Annotated in this window: 16 protein-coding genes; 7 read left to right on the top strand and 9 right to left on the bottom strand. The window is 63.1% G+C overall.

Annotation, left to right across the window (positions count from 1 at the left end; all coding sequences use genetic code 11):
* Nucleotides 1-193: 193 nt before the first annotated feature.
* A complete protein-coding gene (locus tag V1293_RS13395) occupies nt 194-3,364 on the bottom strand; it encodes a M10 family metallopeptidase C-terminal domain-containing protein (RefSeq protein ID WP_334510173.1) in 3,171 nt (1,056 codons plus the stop codon).
* Between the two features lie 344 nt (nt 3,365-3,708).
* On the opposite strand from V1293_RS13395, the gene V1293_RS13400 reads away from it, so the two are divergent.
* The 3 genes from V1293_RS13400 to V1293_RS13410 are packed head-to-tail and all read left to right on the top strand — an operon-like array spanning nt 3,709 to nt 6,144.
* On the top strand, nt 3,709-4,902 hold the full coding sequence (locus tag V1293_RS13400; RefSeq protein ID WP_334510174.1) for a CaiB/BaiF CoA transferase family protein: 1,194 nt from the start codon (nt 3,709-3,711) through the stop codon (nt 4,900-4,902).
* Nucleotides 4,903-4,944: 42 nt separating this feature from the next.
* Nucleotides 4,945-5,421, top strand: a complete 477-nt coding sequence (locus tag V1293_RS13405; protein WP_334510175.1) for a type II 3-dehydroquinate dehydratase — start codon at nt 4,945-4,947, stop codon at nt 5,419-5,421.
* A gap of 15 nt (nt 5,422-5,436) precedes the next feature.
* Nucleotides 5,437-6,144, top strand: a complete 708-nt coding sequence (locus V1293_RS13410) for a hypothetical protein (RefSeq protein ID WP_334510176.1) — start codon at nt 5,437-5,439, stop codon at nt 6,142-6,144.
* Nucleotides 6,145-6,228: 84 nt separating this feature from the next.
* On the opposite strand, the gene V1293_RS13415 is transcribed toward V1293_RS13410, so the two are convergent.
* The 4 genes from V1293_RS13415 to V1293_RS13430 are packed head-to-tail and all read right to left on the bottom strand — an operon-like array spanning nt 6,229 to nt 10,355.
* Nucleotides 6,229-7,740: a tripartite tricarboxylate transporter permease gene (locus tag V1293_RS13415; RefSeq protein ID WP_334510178.1), complete on the bottom strand. Its 1,512-nt coding sequence runs from the start codon at nt 7,738-7,740 to the stop codon at nt 6,229-6,231.
* 36 nt (nt 7,741-7,776) lie between these two features.
* Nucleotides 7,777-8,319 (bottom strand): tripartite tricarboxylate transporter TctB family protein, encoded by a 543-nt coding sequence (locus V1293_RS13420; RefSeq protein WP_334510181.1) that lies wholly within the window; start codon nt 8,317-8,319, stop codon nt 7,777-7,779.
* Between the two features lie 60 nt (nt 8,320-8,379).
* Nucleotides 8,380-9,483 (bottom strand): S-methyl-5-thioribose-1-phosphate isomerase, encoded by a 1,104-nt coding sequence (gene mtnA, locus V1293_RS13425; protein WP_334510183.1) that lies wholly within the window; start codon nt 9,481-9,483, stop codon nt 8,380-8,382.
* Entirely contained in the window at nt 9,480-10,355 is an 876-nt protein-coding gene (locus tag V1293_RS13430; protein ID WP_334510185.1) for an S-methyl-5'-thioadenosine phosphorylase, read from the bottom strand. The genes mtnA and V1293_RS13430 overlap by 4 nt, the downstream gene beginning before the upstream one ends.
* A 160-nt stretch (nt 10,356-10,515) precedes the next feature.
* Here V1293_RS13430 and V1293_RS13435 point away from each other — a divergent pair, with 160 nt between their 5' ends.
* Nucleotides 10,516-10,641 (top strand): hypothetical protein, encoded by a 126-nt coding sequence (locus V1293_RS13435; protein ID WP_334510186.1) that lies wholly within the window; start codon nt 10,516-10,518, stop codon nt 10,639-10,641.
* 11 nt (nt 10,642-10,652) lie between these two features.
* Here V1293_RS13435 and V1293_RS13440 read toward each other — a convergent pair whose 3' ends face one another.
* Nucleotides 10,653-11,600, bottom strand: coding sequence for a Bug family tripartite tricarboxylate transporter substrate binding protein (locus V1293_RS13440; RefSeq protein ID WP_442894346.1), 948 nt, complete (start codon nt 11,598-11,600; stop codon nt 10,653-10,655).
* Nucleotides 11,601-12,308: 708 nt separating this feature from the next.
* On the opposite strand from V1293_RS13440, the gene V1293_RS13445 reads away from it, so the two are divergent.
* Nucleotides 12,309-12,638 (top strand): hypothetical protein, encoded by a 330-nt coding sequence (locus V1293_RS13445; RefSeq protein ID WP_334510189.1) that lies wholly within the window; start codon nt 12,309-12,311, stop codon nt 12,636-12,638.
* Nucleotides 12,639-12,663: 25 nt separating this feature from the next.
* On the opposite strand, the gene V1293_RS13450 is transcribed toward V1293_RS13445, so the two are convergent.
* From V1293_RS13450 to V1293_RS13460, 3 genes are all read right to left on the bottom strand, one after another.
* The gene (locus V1293_RS13450; protein WP_334510191.1) at nt 12,664-13,461 is read right to left on the bottom strand and encodes an enoyl-CoA hydratase/isomerase family protein; all 798 of its coding nucleotides are present in this window, start codon (nt 13,459-13,461) and stop codon (nt 12,664-12,666) included.
* Between the two features lie 36 nt (nt 13,462-13,497).
* The gene (locus V1293_RS13455; protein WP_334510192.1) at nt 13,498-14,697 is read right to left on the bottom strand and encodes a pyridoxal-phosphate-dependent aminotransferase family protein; all 1,200 of its coding nucleotides are present in this window, start codon (nt 14,695-14,697) and stop codon (nt 13,498-13,500) included.
* Nucleotides 14,698-14,838: 141 nt separating this feature from the next.
* The gene (locus tag V1293_RS13460) at nt 14,839-16,041 is read right to left on the bottom strand and encodes a pyridoxal-phosphate-dependent aminotransferase family protein (RefSeq protein WP_334510194.1); all 1,203 of its coding nucleotides are present in this window, start codon (nt 16,039-16,041) and stop codon (nt 14,839-14,841) included.
* A 120-nt stretch (nt 16,042-16,161) separates the two neighbouring features.
* On the opposite strand from V1293_RS13460, the gene V1293_RS13465 reads away from it, so the two are divergent.
* Both V1293_RS13465 and V1293_RS13470 read left to right on the top strand, forming a co-directional pair.
* Nucleotides 16,162-16,893, top strand: a complete 732-nt coding sequence (locus V1293_RS13465) for a GntR family transcriptional regulator (RefSeq protein ID WP_334516715.1) — start codon at nt 16,162-16,164, stop codon at nt 16,891-16,893.
* 98 nt (nt 16,894-16,991) lie between these two features.
* On the top strand, nt 16,992-19,934 hold the full coding sequence (locus V1293_RS13470) for an FAD-binding and (Fe-S)-binding domain-containing protein (protein WP_334510196.1): 2,943 nt from the start codon (nt 16,992-16,994) through the stop codon (nt 19,932-19,934).
* Nucleotides 19,935-19,960 lie beyond the last annotated feature (26 nt).

The raw sequence follows: 19,960 nt of genomic DNA on the forward strand, positions 1-19,960 counted from the left end.
CGATTTCCCCGGTTCCAAATATGACGATTTTTCGCGATGAATCTGATCCAGTCATTGCAACCTTCTAGCGCATGATCGCTGACGAGCCCACGGTCGGAACGTGATTTTCACCATTATTCCCGGATCAGCGCAACGCCACCCTTCCCCCCACCGAAGCATCGGCGTGGCGGAACATCCAGGGGTATTGATAGCGCTAATGGATGAAAAAGCCCGCGTACCAGCCGGAGGGCCCGGTGCCTTCGTGCTGGCCGGAAAGATCGTGCATCGCTTCCGCGGCCGGGAATGGCTGCAACAGGCCGATATGCTCCGGTGAGAAAAGAGCAGGCTGATGGCTCGCCTGGAAGTGTGGATCCGGGTCGGGCCGATCCGCATATTGAGGGTTCGCAGCGGCGGCAATATCCTCGGTCAGGAACCTGAAGGCATTTTCGTCGACGACGGCAAACGCTGACATGCTTTTCGCCAGCGAACCACCGGCGTTCGCTTGCTGTGAAAGAGCGCCGATCACGCCATCCCCATTGAAATCCTGCTGAAAGCTGACTTCCAGCGACTTCAGGGTACCGCTGCTTCCGGAGACGGCGCCAATGGGGCTCGAAATGTAGTTGCCATTACTGTCAACGTTCCACGCCGTGTAGCTGTCGGATCCCGCAAGCTTCCAAGCCACCTGATAGCCGCCGCTGGTCTGGACCGCCCCGATCGGGACCCAGCTGGACTGGCCGGCTATGACATTTGCTCCGCCGTACTTAAGTGATGGCCCCGTCGCGGTGTCGATGGCCCATAGGTAAAAGTTATTCCCAATTGTGACGAGCGCGGTGGATGCTGCCGCCTCAAACACCGAAGCTCCAGCAATCCCGATCGTTCCGTCGCCGTTGAGATCCTGCTGGAAGCTGGTTTCCAGCAACTTCAGGGGGATACTACCCCCAGACGTATTGCCGATGGCGATCGAGACAAAATTTCCAGTGCTGTCGGTGTTCCACAGCGTGTACGCATCGGATCCCGCAAGCTTCCAGGCCACCTGATAGCCGCCTGCAACCTGCTCCGCTCCGATCGGCGACCAGCTTGACTGCCCTACCACAATGCTTGCACCGCCATACTTGATGGTCGGACCAACCGTAGTTCCATTGGCATATAGGGAATATGTATCGCCAGCCGTCGTCAGAGTCGTCGAACCGGCGGCTTCAACAACAACCATTGGAAGACCAATCACTCCGTCCCCGTTGAGGTCCTGGAGAAAACCGATCTCGAGCGCCTTAAGCATGCTGCTGCTCCCGGATAGATTCCCGATTGAGCTGGAGACAAAATTGCCGCTGCTGTCGACGTTCCAGGCTGTGTAGACATCGGCTCCCGCCAGCTTCCAGGCGACTTGATAGCCATCCGCGGTCTGCTCGACGCCGATCGGCGTCCAACTGGCGGCACCCGCAATGATATAGTTTCCGCCATACTGCAGTACGGGGCCGGATGTTGTGCCGTTGGCGTGCAGGTAGAAGTACCTGCCAGCCTGGCTGAGGCTCGTCGAACCAGACGTTTCAACGGCAATCAGCGATGGAATGCCGATCACGCCATCGCCGTTCAGATCCTGTTGGAAACTGGTCTCGATCGCCTGCAACGACGGACTGGATGCAGAAGTCGGAGCGATGGCGTTGGAGACATAATTGCCGCTGCTGTCGGCGTTCCAGACAGCGTACTGATCGCTGCCGGTAAGCTTCCAGACGATCTGATATCCGCCGGCCGTCTGTTCCGCCGCAATCGGCTTCCAGGCCGACGCCACGACCGCGACACCATTGTATTTGAGCGCCGGCCCGGTGCCGCCGGTGCCGAGGTAGAAATAGCTCCCCATGGAAGTCAGGCTGGTCGCCCCCAGCGATTCAATGAGGACGGGAGTGGCCACGCCCATGAAGTCACTGCCGGCAAGCTGGAGATTGCCGGAGATATCAATTGCGAAATCGGCTACCTGATCACCGTTAATGTCGCCTTGGACAACGGTGACGCCGAGAGAGCTGTTGAAATAGTAGTTCAGCTGTCCGGCAGCGCCACCAAACCCCGAAGTCCCAATGAAGACAAACTGATCGAGCGTTCCCGTACTACCAATCGCATCGATTCCACTGAGGTCGATGTGGTCTGTGCCCGTCGCGAAATCGATGATCTTGTCATGCTGGCCACTCGTGGCCGAGCTGTCACCCAGCAGGAACACGAATATGTCGCCGCTGCTGCCGCCGGTCAGATTGTCGACGCCGGCGCCGCCGATGAGCTTGTCGTTTCCGGCGCCGCCGATCAGCGTATCGGCGCCGCCGCCGCCCGACAGCGTACAGCCCGTGTCGCTTGCGGTCAGCCTGTCATTGCCGCTGCCGCCAATGGCTTTCTCGATGGTCGCGCTGAGCGCGATTCCGATATTGTTGGTAAGGCCGCCTACCGACGAAAAGGCGCCCGCGTGCAGGTCGATGGTCTGCGCCGCCGAATAGCCGGAGCAATCGAGCGTGTCGGTGCCGCCGCTGTCATAGATCGTCAGCGCCGGCGCTGAAGTGTAGTTGCCGAAATTGAAGACCGCGCCGGCATTGCTGTTGAAGCCATAGACGGTATCGCCGGTTCGCGTCGAGGTCGCCGCGCCGTACATCGAAGCCACGGCGTAGATGTCCGCCATCTGCGGCGTCACGACGTAGCGGTACGAACTCCCGGAATAATTGGGCTCCGAGAAATACGACATGATGGAATATTGCCAGGTGTCGTTGGCGTAGGTCGCATTTGTCGAATACGACGCGCTGCCGTTGTAGGGCCCTTGGTGGCCCAAGCCGAGCGCATGTCCGATTTCGTGGACGTAGGTCTGGTAGGCGTAGCTATCGATGCCGGTCTTGCCGTCGTTCGCACCGCCGTCGGTGGTGACCCAGTTGGAACTGATGACGATGTTCATCGACGCGATCGCGCCCGAGCCGTACCAACTCCCGCTGGCATAGGCCTGCATCGAACCGGAATTGCTGAACGTGATATTCGCCGTGCCGGACGTCTGGACGAAAGTGATGTTGGCGACGTCAGACCACGCCTGCAGCGCCGACTGCGCAAGGAACTTCTCGGCCGCGTTCAGCGCATTGATATTGTAGGTGATGGTATTGGAGGCCCAATGATGGGCGATGGTGCTGTTGTATTGCCAAAAGCCGTTGACGAGGTAATCGGCGAGCGTCGCGATCGACGCAACCGGCTTCGCAGCGCTCGTAACCACCGTGGTCACGGTATCGGCCGCCAGGGCGAAAGGCTCGCCTTCATCGACGAAGAGCGTTTCGTTCACCCCCTCGTGCGCCGCCACGGGCGCGCCGTTGCCGGCGTCCGGCGCCGCAAAGGTCCAGACGTCATCGAACGGCGAATCGTTCTTCCTCATCGATCGGGGCCTATCAGCAGGTCGTTCGGTTGCGAGAGAATCGTAAAAGCACACGGGAAACTAGAATCGCGCCTATTAACGCTTGTTTACCAGCCGGGCTTATTGCGCGCTTGCTTTACGGCGCATTACGGCAAAAAGCAGAATCCCGGCTGTTATCCGTAGTCTTGCGGGGGCCGGATTTTCGGTTCCGCCAGGCAGGTGCGCGTCCGGACTAGGGTGCCACCGCGCCGCCCAGGATGGCCCGGCCGGACGCCGAACAAGCTGTTGGAAATCGGCGCCAGATTTGTTTAAGTCGGATCGGGCTGCTCCTTCCCACGCGAAATCCAAAAAACAAAGGTTTCTCAATGCCTTTCTCCCGCGCCTCGCAGGCATTGTCCCGCTTCACCGTGCTCGATCTGACCCGCGTCCGCTCCGGGCCCACCTGTGTGCGGCAACTGGCAGACTGGGGCGCCAATGTCATCAAGATCGACGCACTGCTGGAAGACGGCGGCGGCGAGCAGCCGGGCGGCCCGCGCCAGGGCTCGGATTTCCAGAATCTGCACCGCAACAAACGGGCCATGACGCTGAACCTGAAGGACCCCAGGGGCCTCGACGTGTTCAAGCGGCTGGTGGAACAAGCCGATGTCGTGGTCGAGAATTTTCGTCCCGACGTGAAAGCAAAACTCGGCATCGACTATGAGAGCCTGCGCCGGATCAACCCGCGCCTCGTCTATGGCAGCATCTCCGGTTTCGGCCAGGACGGTCCCTACCACAAGCGGCCGGGCTTCGATCAGATCGCACAGGGCATGGGCGGGCTGATGTCGATCACCGGTGCGCCCGGCCAGGGCCCGATGCGGGTCGGCATCCCCGTCGCCGACCTTACCGCCGGGCTGTTCTGCGCGCTTGGCATCCTCACCGCGCTTTTGGAGCGCGACGTCTCCGGCGAGGGCCAGTGGGTGCAGACCTCGCTCTTGCAGGCGCAGATCTTCATGCTGGATTTCCAGGCCTCGCGCTGGCTGATGGAACAGGACGTGGCCAAGCAGGCCGGCAACAACCATCCGACCTCGATCCCGACCGGCGTGTTCAAGACCTCCGACGGCTACATCAACATCGCCACCACAGGCGGGCGAATCTGGGAACGCTGCGCGCAGGCGATCGGCGCGCCCGAACTCGTCACCAATCCCGACTATGCCACCGCGCCCGCGCGCTCGAAGAATCGCGACGCGCTGAACGAAGCGATCGGCAGGCTTACCGAGAAGAAGTCGACCGACACCTGGGTCAAGGAATTGAACGAGGCCGGCGTGCCCTGCGGCCCGATCTACTCGATCGACCAGATGTTCGACGATGCCCAGGTCAAACACCTCGGCATCGCGCAACACGTGCCGAACGACGAGAACCGCCACATCCAGCTCGTCGGCCAGCCGGTGACGCTGTCGCGCACGCCAAGCAAGATGGCCGCGCGCCCGCCGGAATTCGGCGAGCAAACCGAAGAAGTACTGGCCGAGTTCGGCTTTGCGAAAGACGAGATCGCGGAGTTGCGCCAGCGCAAGGTGGTGTGATCCGCCACACTGCCTAGTCACCATCCTCGTGAAAGGCATTCCATGCGCATCATGATCCTCAATGGCCCGAACCTCAACATGCTCGGCATCCGCGAGCCGCACATCTACGGCTCGACCACGCTCGACGCCATCAAGACGTCGTGCGAGGAGTTCGCGGCTTTCGTCGGCGCGGAGCTTTCGTTCCATCAGTCCAACCACGAGGGCGTGCTGGTCGATCTGATCCAGTCCGCACGCACTGCGGCGGACGCGCTGATCATCAATCCTGCCGGCTTCTCCTTCACGTCGATTGCCATCTACGACGCTCTGAAGATCTTCGAGGGTCCGATCTACGAGGTGCACATCTCCAACATCCATGCCCGCGACGAGTTGCACCGGCACTCCAAACTCTCGGCAGCGGTGAAAGGCGTGATCGCGGGCCTCGGGCCGTACGGCTACATCGTCGCCATGCAGGCCGCGCTGCAGGGTGCCGGCAAAATGCCGGCGTCGCTGCCGGCGGCGGTGCGCGTCGGCCCGAAATGACGGATGGAGCCTGATATGCAGGGAGCCGGCTATCTCGCCATCTGGAGCGATCTCGCAGCCCAAGACGAAACCGACTGGGCGCACTGGATCACGCGCGAACACGCCGCCGAGCGCGTCGGCATCAACGGCTTCCTGGCGTGCCGCATCTTCCGTGCGCTGGGCGTCTCGGTGAACCGCTACTTCATCCTCTACGAACTCGAGGACGAGCGCGTCGTCGGCGGCGCGGATTATCTGGCGCGGCTGAACGCGCCGACGCCGTGGTCGCAGCGCATCATGCCCCGGCTCGGCAATTTCGCGCGCGGCGGCGGCCGCATCGCAGCGTCAGCCGGCACCGGCCAGGGCGGCATCGTCGCTCCCCTGCGCCTCGACGCCGCGCCGTCCTGGGACCCCGCCGCACTTGTCGTCGAGCTCGCCCGCCTCGACCGCATCATCGCCGCGCGGGTCCTGCTCACCGACATCGCGCAGACCTCGATCAAGACTCGGGAAAAGGGCATGCGCGCCAACGACGGCTCCTTCGCTGCCCTGTTGCTGATCGAGGGATTGGACGAAGCCGCGGTCCGCGACGCGCTCCACCATCTGCGCAAGACGCTCCCTGCCGAGGATCGCGGCGCCATCGACAGCCTGCCGCTCTACCGGCTCGCCTTCAACCTGCCGAAGCGACTGCTGCCGGGCTCGGAGAGTCGACGGTCAGCAAAATTGCGAAAACAACCCCATGCAAAGTAGAAATGGGGCCCGCTCCATCCGAAAACACAAGATCTAGACTAGCGCAAACGCTTCGCGTTTGTCGCAGACAATGACGGTGAAACGCTACGCCTTCGCCGGCCGCAGCATGCGCGTGACGCTGCTGAAGGCCCTGTCGATCACCGGCCAGAACAACAGCACGATCGCCAGCGTCGTGATCGAGCCGACCAGGCCGTTCGACCAGAACACCTTCATATCGCCGCCGGAGCCGATCATCGACAGGCGGAACGCATCCTCGGCGCGGTTGCCGAGCACCAGCGCCAGCGTGAATGGCGCCAGCGGAATGCCGATTTTTTTAAAGACGTAACCGACCACGCCAAAACCCAGCATCAGCCAGATGTCGAACATCGCGTTCTGGATCGCGTAGGCGCCGATCGCGCAGGATACCACGATCATGGGTGCTACGGCCGCGAACGGCACCCGCAGGATGGAGGCGAAGATCGGCACCGTCGTCAGCACCAGCACGAGACCGACGACATTGCCGAGATACATCGAGGCGATCAGGCCCCAGACGAAATCCTTGTGCTCGACGAACAGCAGCGGACCCGGATTGAGGCCCCACACCATCAAGCCTCCGAGCAGGATCGCCGCGGTGCCGGAACCGGGAATGCCGAGCGCCAGCATCGGCAGCAGCGCCGCGGTGCCGGAAGCATGCGCCGCCGTCTCGGGCGCGAACACACCCTCGATGCGGCCCTTGCCAAAACTGTCCTGGTCCTTGGAAAAGCGCTTGGCGAGGTTGTAGCCCATGAAGGACGCGGCGATCGCGCCACCCGGGGTGATGCCGAGCCAGCAGCCGATGAAGGAGGAGCGAAACAGCGTCACCCAATATTTCGGCAAATCCTTCCACACGGACAGCACGACGCGCAACGAGATGCCGGCGGCGTGGCCGCGCAGCGCCAGCCGCTCTTCCATCGTCAGCAGGATCTCGCTGATGCCGAACAGGCCGATGACCGCGACCAGGAAGTTGACGCCGCGCAACAGCTCCGCCGAACCGAAGGTCATCCGCAACTGGCCGGACACGGTGTCCATGCCGATGCCGGCGAGCAAAAGGCCAAGCGACATCGAAATGACCGTCTTGTGCTTGGCCTCGCGGCCGAGGCCGACGAAGGAGCAGAAGGTCAAGAGGTACACCGCGAAGAATTCGGGCGGCCCGAATTTCAGTGCGAACGACGAGATCATCGGGGCCAGGAAGGTGATCAGCATCACCGCAACCAGCGAGCCGATGAACGACGAGGTGAAGGCCGCGGTCAGCGCTTCCGCCGCCCTGCCCTGTTGCGCCATCGGATAACCGTCAAAGGTGGTCGCGACCGACCAGGCTTCGCCGGGGATGTTGAACAGGATCGAGGTGATGGCGCCGCCGAACAGCGCGCCCCAGTAGATGCAGGACAGCATCACGATCGCCGAAGTCGGGTCCATCGTGAATGTCAGTGGCAGCAGGATCGCCACGCCGTTGGGGCCGCCGAGGCCCGGCAGCACGCCGACGAAAATGCCGAGCACCAGCCCGAGCATCATCAGCAGCAGCGTCTTCCAGGTCAGCAGCACGGCGAAGCCATGCATCAAGAGGCCCAAGGCTTCCATTTACAGGGCTTCCATCAGTTCAATCCCACCGGCAGCTTAGCGGCCGAGCGCCGCTTCGAGCGGGCCCTTTGGCATGATGACGTCGAAAGCGATGTCGAAGGTCACGAACATCACGGCGGTGAACACCAAGGCGGTGAGCAACGACTTCCACAGCGCGATCTTGCCGACCATGCGCATGAAACCGGCGATCAGAAGGAAGCTCGCGACATACAGCCCGAGGAACTGCATGGCGAGGCAGAACAGCAGCGTCGGCACGAACACCGCCATCACGCGGCGAAGCTGCGCCCGCGTCACGAAGACCTCGGAAGCCTCCCTGCGCGACAGGAATGCGGCGACCAGGCCATAGAGGCTGGCGCCGGCGAGGATCACCGAAAGATAAAACGGAAAGTACCCGGATTGCGGGCCGGTCGATTCCCAGCCTGCTCCCGTGCGCCAGTTGTCGTAACCAAGCGTCAGTGCGAGCGCGAACAGCAGGAGGCAGACGACGACGTCGACCGCGCGAACGCTCGTCACCGCGGGCGAGTCCGCCTCCGGCGCGGTCGGATCCTCGACGACGATTTCGATGTCGGTGTTGGACATGGAGACGGTGACCCCCGGTACGACAGACGTGAACGGGGATACGTGCCGATGCCGCTGGCGTCAATGACCCGCGCTGCGCTCCGGGAATGCGCTCGCAAGTGCAGCACGCTCGGGGCGGAGCAGACCGCGCTCGGTGATCAAGCCCGTCACCAGCCGCGCCGGCGTGACGTCGAAGGCGTAATTTGCCACCGGCGAGCCCTCGGGAACCACGCGCACAGTCTCGACGCGCCCTTCGGCGGTGCGGCCGGTCATGGTCGCCACTTCGTCGGCGCTGCGCTGCTCGATCGGAATCTGCCTGATGCCGTCATCGATACCAAAGTCGATGGTGGGCGACGGCAGTGCAACATAGAACGGTACGCCATTGTCGTGCGCGGCAAGCGCCTTCAAATAGGTACCGATCTTGTTGCAGACATCGCCATTGGCGGCCACCCGGTCGGTGCCGACGATGGCGAGATCGACCATGCGGTGCTGCATCAGATGCCCGCCGGTGTTGTCCGGGATTACCGTGTGCGGAACGCCGTGATGGCCGAGTTCCCATGCGGTGAGCGAAGCGCCCTGATTGCGCGGCCGGGTCTCGTCGACCCAGACATGAACCTTCAGGCCGCGATCATGCGCCAGATAAATCGGCGCCGTCGCGGTGCCCCAATCCACCGTCGCGAGCCAGCCGGCGTTACAATGGGTCAGGACGTTGACGGGCTCACCGGGCTGCTTCCCCGCCGCGATCTGTTCGATCAGCGCAAAACCATGCCGGCCGATCCCCTGGTTGATCGCGACGTCCTCCTCGGCGATTTCGACCGCGCGCCGGTAGGCCGCCGCGACACGTTCGGACGCCGGCAATGGCCGGAGCAATCGCGTCATCTCATCGAGCGCCCATTTCAGGTTGACTGCGGTCGGTCGGGCCGCCAGCATCATCGCATAGGCACGGTCGAGCGCTGCATCGGAAGCGTCCGCCCGCATCGCAAGCGCCATGCCGTAAGCAGCAGTGGCGCCGATCAGCGGCGCGCCGCGCACCAGCATGGAACGGATGGCCTCGGTCGCGTCCTCGGCGCTTGCGATGGACGCCACCACGAATTCATGCGGCAACCGCCGCTGGTCGATCGCGCCCACCGTTCGGCCGTCGTCCTCGAGCCAGATGCTGCGGAAATGGCGGCCATCGACCTTCATGAGCGAAGCACCCGTCCGGCCACCGCATCGAGCTTGGCGAGCAATGCGGGATCGCGCGCTTCCGGCGCAGTGATCAATGCGGTGTCGAGCGCCTTGTCCGATCCAACTGGACAAGGCTCGTGCTCGCGCGGGAAATCGGTGGCGAGACGTGCAACGAGCGCCTTCGCCTTGCCGGCATTCGAGTTCAGCACGCGAATGATGTCCTGCACGGTGACGGCGTCGTGATCGGGATGCCAGCAATCGAAATCGGTGACCATCGCCACGCTAGCGTAGCAGATCTCGGCCTCGCGGGCGAGTTTGGCCTCGGGCATGTTGGTCATGCCGATCACCGAATAGCCCTGCGCCTTATACGTCAGGCTCTCGGCGAGGCTGGAGAATTGCGGGCCTTCCATGCACAGATAGGTGCCGCCCTGCACCGCCGCGATGCCTTCGGCCTTGGCGGCCGCCGCCAGATGCACATGCAGCCGCGGCGAAACCGGATGCGCCATCGAGACGTGGGCGACACAGCCCCTGCCGAAGAACGAACTCTCGCGCTTGTAGGTGCGGTCGACGAACTGGTCGACCAGCACGAAGGTGCCGGGCGGCAGTTCCTCCCGGAACGAACCGCAGGCCGACAGCGAAACCAGGTCGGTAACCCCGGCCCGCTTCAGCACGTCGATATTGGCGCGAAAGTTGATATCGGAAGGCGATAGCACATGTCCCTTGCCGTGGCGCGGCAGGAACACGACCGGCAGCCCGGCGAAGACGCCGCGCGTCAGGGCTGCGGACGGCTCGCCCCATGGGCTCTTGATGCTCTCCTCGCGGACGTCCTCCAGCCCCGGCAGGTCGTAGATGCCGGATCCGCCGATGATGCCAAGCACGGCATTGGTCATGACTTCTCCCACCCAGCGCGTCACAGGGATGTTCGACTATACTGCGACGCAATAATCAAGCATTGTCCGAAGGCTGCAAGAGGGCTTGAAAGGCAGACCGCGAACCGCCGGGAGGCGCGCCAGTCGGTCATCGGCACCTGCCTGCGCATGACCACGCTTGATGCCGCCGAAGCCGGCGCGGCAATACCCGCGCCGCCTGCAAATCGGCATGCCGTCATTGCCGTCGAACGAGAAAATCGAGAAGGTCCGCCTCCGCGTGGCCGGCTACGGCCACACGGCGCAGTGAGAGCAAGCGTGCTACTTCGCGACGAAGCCCGCTTCGTTCATGAGCTGCGAGTTGAGCTTGTCGTCCTCCTCGAGGAATTTCAGCATGTCCTTGCCGGTGAGGAAGATCGGCTTGAGCGCCTGCTTCTCCATGTAGTCCTTGTACTCCGCCGTCTGCGTCACCTTCTGGAACAGGTCGACGTAGAACGCCTGCTGCTCCGGCGTCACCTTGCCGGGCAGGAACATCGCGCGCAGCATCAGGTACTGCATGTCGAGCCCCTCCTCCTTGCAGGTCGGGACATCGTTCCAGGATTGCGTCTCGGTGACCTTGGTCTTGTAGGAGATGCGCTCCTTGTCGAACACGCAGAGCGCACGGACCTGGCCGGCGCGCCAGACCTCGAGATTTTCGGAAGGGTTATTGACGTTGGCTTCGGTGTGCTTGCCGACGAGTTGCGTCGCCGCCTCGCCGCCCGACTTGTACGGCAGATAGGAGAATTTCGCGCCGGTCCTCTGCTCCATGAACACGGTGAGCACATGATCCTCGCGCTTGGAGCCGGTGCCGCCCATCTTGAACGGCGAGCTTGCGGCCTTGGCGGCAGCGATGAAGTCCTTCACCGTCTTGGGGCCCTCGGCGTTATCCCACAGCACGAACTGGTCCAGCGCGACCACCGATACCGGCGTCAGTTCGCGCCAGTTGAAGGGAATTTTGGCCGACAGCGGCAGCATGTAGATCAGCGAATAGGCGATCAGGACCTTGTTGGGATCGCCGTCACTGGACTTCATATACATCAGCGCCTCAGCGCCGGACGCCCCGCCCTTGAGCGATACAACCATCGGCTGCTTCATCAGGTTGTTCTTCTGAATGGCCGCCTGCATCATCCGCGCCATCTGGTCGGACGCACCGCCCGCGCCGGCTGCAACCACGATTTCAACCGGCTTGGTCGGCTCCCAAGCGGCAAGCGCCGGGGCGCTTGCGATCATGGCCGTCAAGGCGGCCGCGGCTTTGAGGATCTGTCTCACGAGTTTCTTCCCTATGTATTTGCAAGACTTTGTAAAATCAGACTTGGCTGGTTGCTTGCCACATCTTGCGAGCGAACCGACGAGAGTTCAAGCTGCACCGCAATGCGCCGCCTATGACTTTCGCATAAATCCTTCCGGCTGGAGGCCCGTAGCTACGTACAGCCGATTCAATCTCGCCGCTTTTTCGTTGCATGGCTACGAGTGGGCCCATTTAATGCACGCTACAAGAAAAACCAGGAGGAGAGACTGAATGAGAAGGATTTTGATCGCTGTCCTTATGGGCACGGCGCTGACCCTTGCGGGGTGCGGACGGGATCCCGGACCGAAGGGCGATGCCGGCCCTCAAGGACCAGCCGGGCCGCAGGGCGCGCAGGGCGTGCAAGGCGTGGCCGGCGCTCAAGGGCAACAGGGTCCCCAAGGGCCGCAGGGACCGCAGGGTGCGCCTGGCGCAAAGGGCGATCCCGGACCGGCTGGCGCTTCCGTCAGGTCGGTTCAGGCCAGCGGTGAGGTCAGTTGCGATGCAAGTGAAAACCTGGTGTCGGTGTTCTGTCCGACTGGCGGTGGACCCGATGGCGCCAAGTGCGGCAGCGGTCCGGCCATTGGTCTTTGTCTCAAAAAGTAGCCGCCCTACCGCGCCACGATCCGACGAATGACGGTCGGCGAAAAAGCATGAAAGCGTTCGCGATTGGTTTGCTCCTGGCTTGTCTTGCCACCGCCGCGGACGCCGGTTCCTCAATCATCGGCGCGGGCTCTCAAACCTGCACAGCCTGGACCAACCGCAAAAAGAATGCGGTCGTCAAAGGAAGCTTTGAATCCTGGCTGGTTGGATTCATCAGCGGCTTGAACATCAGCGGCGAACGGGACATGGTTGGTGGCGGCGACTTCGACGCGATCATTGCGTGGATGGATCAACGTTGCCTCACAACCCCCTCAGACAGAATAGGAATCGCGGCGCTCGACCTGGGTATGGAACTGGCAAAAAAGGCTGCCAAGCCTTAATGGGCGGTTCTGACCGCTGGTTGCCCTACTTGCCCTTCCAGTTCGGCGAGCGCTTGTTGAGGAACGCATCCATTCCCTCGCGGAAATCCTCGCTCATATAGGCGCGCAGGATCAGGTCCTCGCCCTCGTCGCGAGTCAATGTCCGCCGGATGCGGCGCACTGCTTCCTTGGTGACTTCGAGCGTGATCGGCGCGTGGCTGGCGACAAGCTTTGCGGTTTCGTCGGCGCGGCGCTGCAGTGTCGCGACATCAGGCACCACTTCATTGAGCAGGCCGAGCGCCAGCGCTTCCGGCGCCTCGACCAGCCGCGCCTTGAAGATCAGATCCTTGGTCCGCGCGGGGCCTACCAGCGAAACCAGCCTCGAGATATTCGACATCGACAGGCAATTGCCGAGCGTGCGCGCGATCGGAAATCCGATCCGCGTCGCCTCGGTGCCGATACGGATATCGCAGCACGCCGCGATCCCCGCGCCGCCGCCGGTGCAGGCGCCGGCAATCGCCGCGATCGTTGGCACCCGACACGCCTCCAGCGCGCCGAGCACGCGATCGATCCGCGCTTCATAGTCGAGCGCATCCTGCGCGGTCTTGAAGGCGCGGAACTGCGAAATGTCGGTGCCGGACGCGAACGCCTTGTCGCCGGCGCCGGTCAGGATCATCGCCTTGATCGAGCGGTCGTTGTTGATGGTCTCGCAGGTCGCCGCCATCTGCTCGTACATGGCAAAGGTCAGTGCGTTGCGCGCCTGTGGACGGTTGAACGTCAGCCGGGCGATGCCGTCCTCGACGGAATAGATCAGGTCTTCGGTCGAAGCTACAGGAGCGTTCATCGCAGCTCTCTCTGTTTTTGTTTCGGTCAAACAGGCTCAGGCCACGGCGGCCTTTGGCATCGGCACAGTATCGCGTCCCTTGAGCACTTCCATCGCCGCCAGCACGCCACCGCCTCGATGCGGCACCTTGGCGAGATCGAGACCCATCTCGACACCCGACAGCGTGCCCATCATCATGAGGTCGTTGAAATGTCCGATATGGCCGATCCGGAATACCTTGCCCTTGATCTTGTTCAGGCCGGTGCCGAGCGACATGTCGAAGTTTTCCAGCACAACCTTGCGGAAATTGTCGGCGTCATGGCCTTCCGGCATGACGACGCCGGTCAGCGCGGGCGAATGCGCGCCCTGCTGCTGGCATTGCGTTTCCAGGCCCCACACCTTGGCGGCTGCGCGCGTCGCGGCGCTGTGGCGCTTGTGCCGGGCGAAGACGTTCTCCAGCCCCTCTTCCTCGAGCATCTTGACCGCCTCGCGCAAGCCGAACAGCAAGTTGGTCGCGGGCGTGTAGGGCCAGGTGCCGGCCTTGTTGATCGCGATGACTTCCTGCCAGTCCCAGTAGGAGCGCATCGCGGGATTCGCCTTCGCTACCGCAAGCGCCTTTTCCGAGATGGCGTTGAAGCCGAGACCCGGCGGCAGCATCAGGCCCTTCTGCGACCCGGCCACCGACACGTCGATGCCCCAGGCGTCGTGCTCATATTCCAGCGATCCCAAACCGGAGATGGTGTCGACCATCAGCAGCGCGGGATGATTGACGCGGTCGAGAATTTTACGGACTTCCTGCGGATGGGTGACGCAGCCGGTCGAGGTCTCGTTGTGCACCACGCACACAGCCTTGATCTTGTGCGCCTTGTCGGCCGACAGCTTGGCCTCGATCTGCTCGAGGTCGGCGCCGTGGCGCCAGTCGCCGGGCAGGAAGTCGACGTCCAGCTTGAATTTCTCGGCGATGCCGTGCCACAGCACGGCAAACTGTCCGGTTTCCGCCATCAGAACCTTGTCGCCGGGCTGCAGCGTATTGACGAGGGCCGCCTCCCAGGCGCCGGTGCCGGACGACGGATAGATGATCACCGGCTGCTTGGTGCGAAACACCCGCTGCATGGCGGCCAGCACGGCGTGGCCGATCTCGGCGAATTCCGGACCCCGGTGGTCCATGGTCGGCATGTCCATCGCGCGCAGCACCCGGTCCGGCACGTTGGTCGGTCCCGGAATCTGCAGAAAATGCCTTCCAGTATGCACAGTCATGGGCGTCCTTCCCGGTATTGCCTTGGCGTTTCGAGCCGCTCGAATATCACCATTTGGCGGGCTTGTCGCCCGCCGGACGCCGCACGTCAATGCATAAGGAGCAGGGTTGGAGCGGCGCCCCCGGCACGCGCGAGCTGCCGGCTAACTGCCGACGACCTTGAGATGCGCGGGGGAATTGCCTTGCGGACGCTGCTCCAGATACTTCATCGCGGCATCGACGCCTCCGGGACGGTGCGGAACGCCGGCGACCGACAGCCCCATCTCCACGCCGGTCAACGCACCGAGCAGCGTGAGCTCGTTGCATTCGCCGAGATGGCCGATGCGGAATACCTTGCCCGCGACCTTCGACAGGCCGGCGCCGAGCGACATGTTGTAGTTGTCGAGCACGACCTGGCGGAATTGATCGGCGTCGTGCCCCGGTGGCATCAGCACGGCGGTCAGCACGGGCGAATACTCCCGGGGCTCCTGGCACAGCACCTCCAGCCCCCAATGATTGACCGCCGCTCGCGTCGCTGCGGCGAGCCGCTGGTGACGCGCGAACACATTGTCGAGCCCCTCTTCGAGCAGCATCGCGATCGCCTCGCGCAGCCCATAGAGCAGGTTTGTCGCCGGCGTGTATGGGAAAAAGCCCTTCGCGTTCGGCTTCAGCATTTCCTCCCAGTCGAAGTAGGAGCGCGGCATCCGGTTGGTCCTCGCGGCGGCGCGGGCCTTGTCCGAGATCGCGTTGAAGCCGAGGCCGGGCGGCAGCATGAATCCCTTTTGCGAGCAGCCGACGCTGACATCGACCTTCCAATCCTCATGCCGGTAGTCGATCGACCCGAGCGAGGAGATGGTGTCGACCATCAACAAGGCGGGATGTCCGGTCCGGTCGATCGCAGCGCGGATCTCGGCGATACGGCTGGTCGCGCCGGTCGACGTCTCGTTATGGACGACCATCACCGCCTTGATCGCGTGTGCGGCATCCTCTGCGAGCCTGGCCTCGATCTGGGCGGGGTCGGCGCCGCGACGCCAATCGCCGGCAATGAAATCGACCTCGATCCCGAAGCGGCCCGCCATATGGCGCCACAGGGTCGCAAAGTGGCCGGTCTCCACCATCAGAACCTTGTCGCCGGGCGAAAGCGTATTGACGATCGCGGCCTCCCAGGCGCCGGTCCCCGACGACGGAAAGATCACCACCGGTCCAGCTGTCTGGAAAATCCTCTGGCTACCTTCCAGCACCGCCCGCCCGAGTTCGGCGAACTGGGCGCTGCGGTGATCGATCACGGGCATGTCCATCGCGCGAAGAACCCGGTCCGGGACCGGGCTGGGTCCTGGAATCTGCAGAAAATGCCGTCCTTGCCGCATGACAACCTCCCAAAAAGGCCTTGCGAGTTGTTTTGCATTCATTTTTTGTCTTTTCAACCTAATTTTGGTATTCGATTTGGATCGTCGACGCCGCAGATTCTGCAAACTACTGTTATGCAAATGAAATCCACGATTCCCGAAACCGGGGTGCCGATTACCCAGCCCGACCGCCAGGAGGCTTCGCTGCACGGCGAAATCCTGCTGCGGCTTCGCGATTACGTGGTCGAAGGCAACATTCCAGAGGGCGCACGCGTTCCCGAACGGCAGCTCTGCGAGATGCTTGGTATTTCGAGGACGCCGCTGCGCGAGGCGCTCAAGGTCCTGGCTGCGGAGGGCTTGATCGAGCTCCTGCCCAACCGCGGCGCACGCGTGCGCCAGCTTAGCGTGCGGGATCTGGAGGAGCTTTTCGACGTTATGGCCGGCCTGGAAAGCCTCGCCGGACGCCTTGCCTGCGAGGCCATCACCGACGAGGAAATCGCAGCAGTCGAGCGGCTGCACTACGAGATGTACGGCCATTACCTCAATAGCGACATGCACGGCTATTTTCAGGTCAACCAGCGCATCCACGAGAGCATCGTTGCCGCCGCGCGCAACGAGACCCTGCATGCGGCCTACGCCAGCTTTGCCGGCCGGATCCGACGCGTCCGCTATTCTGCCAATTTCGCGCGCCAGCGGCAGCGTTGGGGCGAGGCCATGCGCGAGCACGAAGCGATCCTGGATGCGCTGCGCCGCCGCGCCGGAAGCGAGCTGAGCGACATCCTGTTCCAGCACTTGCGCAACAAGCGAGCCGCAGCCATTGAACATCTGGCGGCGGCATGGGGCGCCGCCACGGCTAAGGCTGCGGGCAGCTAGCTTGTCGATTATGAATTCATAATGTAATTCGCCCTGGAAAAAGTGCATAATCCCGCTGAGGGGTTACAACGACCCTCTTGGGTCACTTTGGATTTGGGATGAAAAACGCCTCAACACTCGAGCGACGCCTGCGGTCGAACATGACCGGCGACGTCCTTTTCGGCGCCTTCGACCGAGGCCGCTACGCCACCGACGCATCGTTCTACCAGATCATGCCGCTCGGGGTCGTGATCCCCCGCACCATCGATGAGGCGCTGCGCGCGCTTGCGATCGCCCGCGCCGACGGCCTGGTTGTCACCCCGCGCGGCGGCGGCACATCGCAATGCGGCCAGACGGTCAACGAGGGAATCGTCGTTGATTTCTCCAAACATCTGAACCGCATCCTCTCGCTCGACGTCGAGAACCGCACTTGCGTGGTCGAGCCCGGCATCGTGCTCGACGACCTCAACCGCCAGCTCAAGAAACACGGGCTGTGGTTTCCGGTCGACGTCTCGACCGCCTCGCGCGCCACCATCGGCGGCATGGCCGGCAACAATTCCTGCGGCGGCCGTTCGCTGCGCTACGGCACCATGCGCGACAACACGCTGTCGATGGATGCGGCGCTGGCCGATGGGACGCTCCTGCATTTCGGCGAGGTACCGCGGGATCTGGCGCGGGTGACCTCGCCGCAGAGCGGGCTCGCGCTGTTCCGGGATATGCTCGATCTCGGCGAGCGCGAGGCCGGCGAGATATCGAAGCGATTTCCCAAAGTGCAGCGCCGCGTCGGCGGCTACAACCTCGATGCGCTGGTGCCGCGCAACGCGCCGAACAACATGGCGCATCTGCTGGTCGGCTCCGAAGGCACGCTGGCCTTCACCACGCAGGTCGAGTTGAAGCTATGGCCCATCATCCGCAACAAGGTGCTCGGCGTCTGTCACTTCGGCAGCTTCTACGAGGCGATGGACGCCGCCCAGCATCTGGTCAAGCTCCGCCCGATTGCTGTGGAGCTGGTCGATCGCACCATGATCGCGCTCGGCCGCGACATCGCGATGTTCCAGCCCGTGATCGAGGCGACCGTGCGCGGCGATCCGGATGCGCTGCTGATTGTCGAATTTGCGGAAGAGGATCAGCCCGACAATCTGCAAAAACTGAAGCAGCTTTCCGAATTGATGTCAGATCTCGGCTTCGGCTGGAACCATCCGCAGCGCAAATGGGGCGGTGTGGTCGACGTTATCGAACCCGCGACGCAGACGGCAATTGCGGATTTCCGCACCTCCGGCCTCAACGTCATGATGTCGATGAAGCAGGAGGGCAAGCCAGTCTCCTTTGTCGAGGATTGCGCCGTGCCGCTGCCGCACCTCGCCGACTATACCGAGCGGCTCAACGCCATCTTCGCCAGGCACGGCACCCGCGGCACCATGTATGCGCATGCTTCCGAGGGCTGCCTGCACGTGCGGCCCGTTCTCAATTTGAAGCTCGAAAAAGACGTCAAGACGATGCGCGCCATCGCCGAAGAGACGTTCGAGATGGTGCGCGAATACAAGGGCTCGCACTCCGGCGAGCATGGCGATGGCCTGGTTCGCTCCGAGTTTCACGAAGCAATGTTCGGCTCCCGCATCGTTGCCGACTTCCGCGAGGTGAAGCAGCGCTTCGATCCCGACAATCTGCTCAACCCTGGCAAGATCGTCGATCCTCCGAAAATGGACGATCGTTCGCTGTTTCGTTATCGGCCGGACTATCACATAGGCGAACTCAAGACCGCGCTCGACTGGTCGGCCTATCCCGGTGCCGGCGGCGGCTTTCAGGGCGCGGTCGAGATGTGCAACAATAACGGCGCCTGCCGGAAGCTCGAGGGCGGCGTGATGTGCCCGTCCTACCGCGCGACGCGCAACGAAAAGGACGTCACGCGCGGCCGCGCCAACACGCTGCGGCTCGCCATATCGGGCCAGTTGGGACCGGACGCACTGGCCTCAGATGAGATGGTGGACACGCTCAAACTCTGCGTGTCCTGCAAGGCCTGCCGCCATGAATGCCCTGTTGGCGTCGACATGGCCAAGATGAAGATAGAGGTGCTGGCTGCCCGCGCGGAGAGACACGGCCTTTCGCTGCGCGACCGGCTGGTCGGCTATCTGCCGCGCTATGCGGATCTCGCGTCCCGCTTCGCCCCGCTCGCCAACTGGCGCAACAACAGTCCGTTGCTGCGTGCGCTGTTCGAGAAGTTTGCCGGCATCAGCGCGAAGCGTGCCCTGCCCGCGTTCCGCCGCGACGTGTTCAAGGCCGACGCGGAGGTCTTCGGCCCCGCCGATGGCCATGAGGTCGTGCTGTTCGCCGATACCTTCAACCGCGCCTATGAGCGCGAGAATCTCGACGCCGCCTTGCGCGTGCTCGTCGAAGGTGGCTATCGCGTTCACATTCCACGACCCGTGGACCGCGCCCGTCCGCTGTGTTGCGGGCGGACATTCCTCTCAGCCGGCCTGGTCGCACAGGCGCGCAGCGAACTGAACAGGCTTGTCGCGACCTACGCGCCGTTCGCCGCGCGCGGCGTACCGATCGTCGGGCTGGAGCCGAGCTGTCTTCTGACGCTTCGCGACGAACTGCTCTCGCTGCGCTCGGACAATGACGCCAAGAGCGTCAGCGCGCATGCATTGCTGTTCGAGGAATTTCTGGTTCGCGAGGCGGAGGCGGGCCGCCTGAAACTGCCGCTCGGCGCCATGCCGACGAAGGCGCTGGTTCACGGTCACTGCCACCAAAAATCATTCGGGGCGTTCAAGCCGGTCGAAAAAATACTTCGCCTCATTCCTGATCTCAGTGTCGAAACCGTCGAATCCAGTTGCTGCGGCATGGCCGGCGCGTTCGGCTACGGCGCCGACACCTATCAAGCCTCGATGGAGATGGCCGAGCTGTCGCTGCTGCCGGCCGTTCGCCGCGCCGATGTGGCTGCGTTGATCGTCGCCGACGGTACCTCGTGCCGTCACCAGATCAAGGATGGCACGAACCGTGCAGCGCTGCACGTCGCCCGGGTGCTCGCGATGAGCCTCGACAGCGCGCGGCCCAACCATTAATCCCGCTCAATCGCAAAGGAACTTAA

It is taken from the genome of Bradyrhizobium sp. AZCC 1693 (assembly GCF_036924745.1).
GTDB lineage: Bacteria > Pseudomonadota > Alphaproteobacteria > Rhizobiales > Xanthobacteraceae > Bradyrhizobium.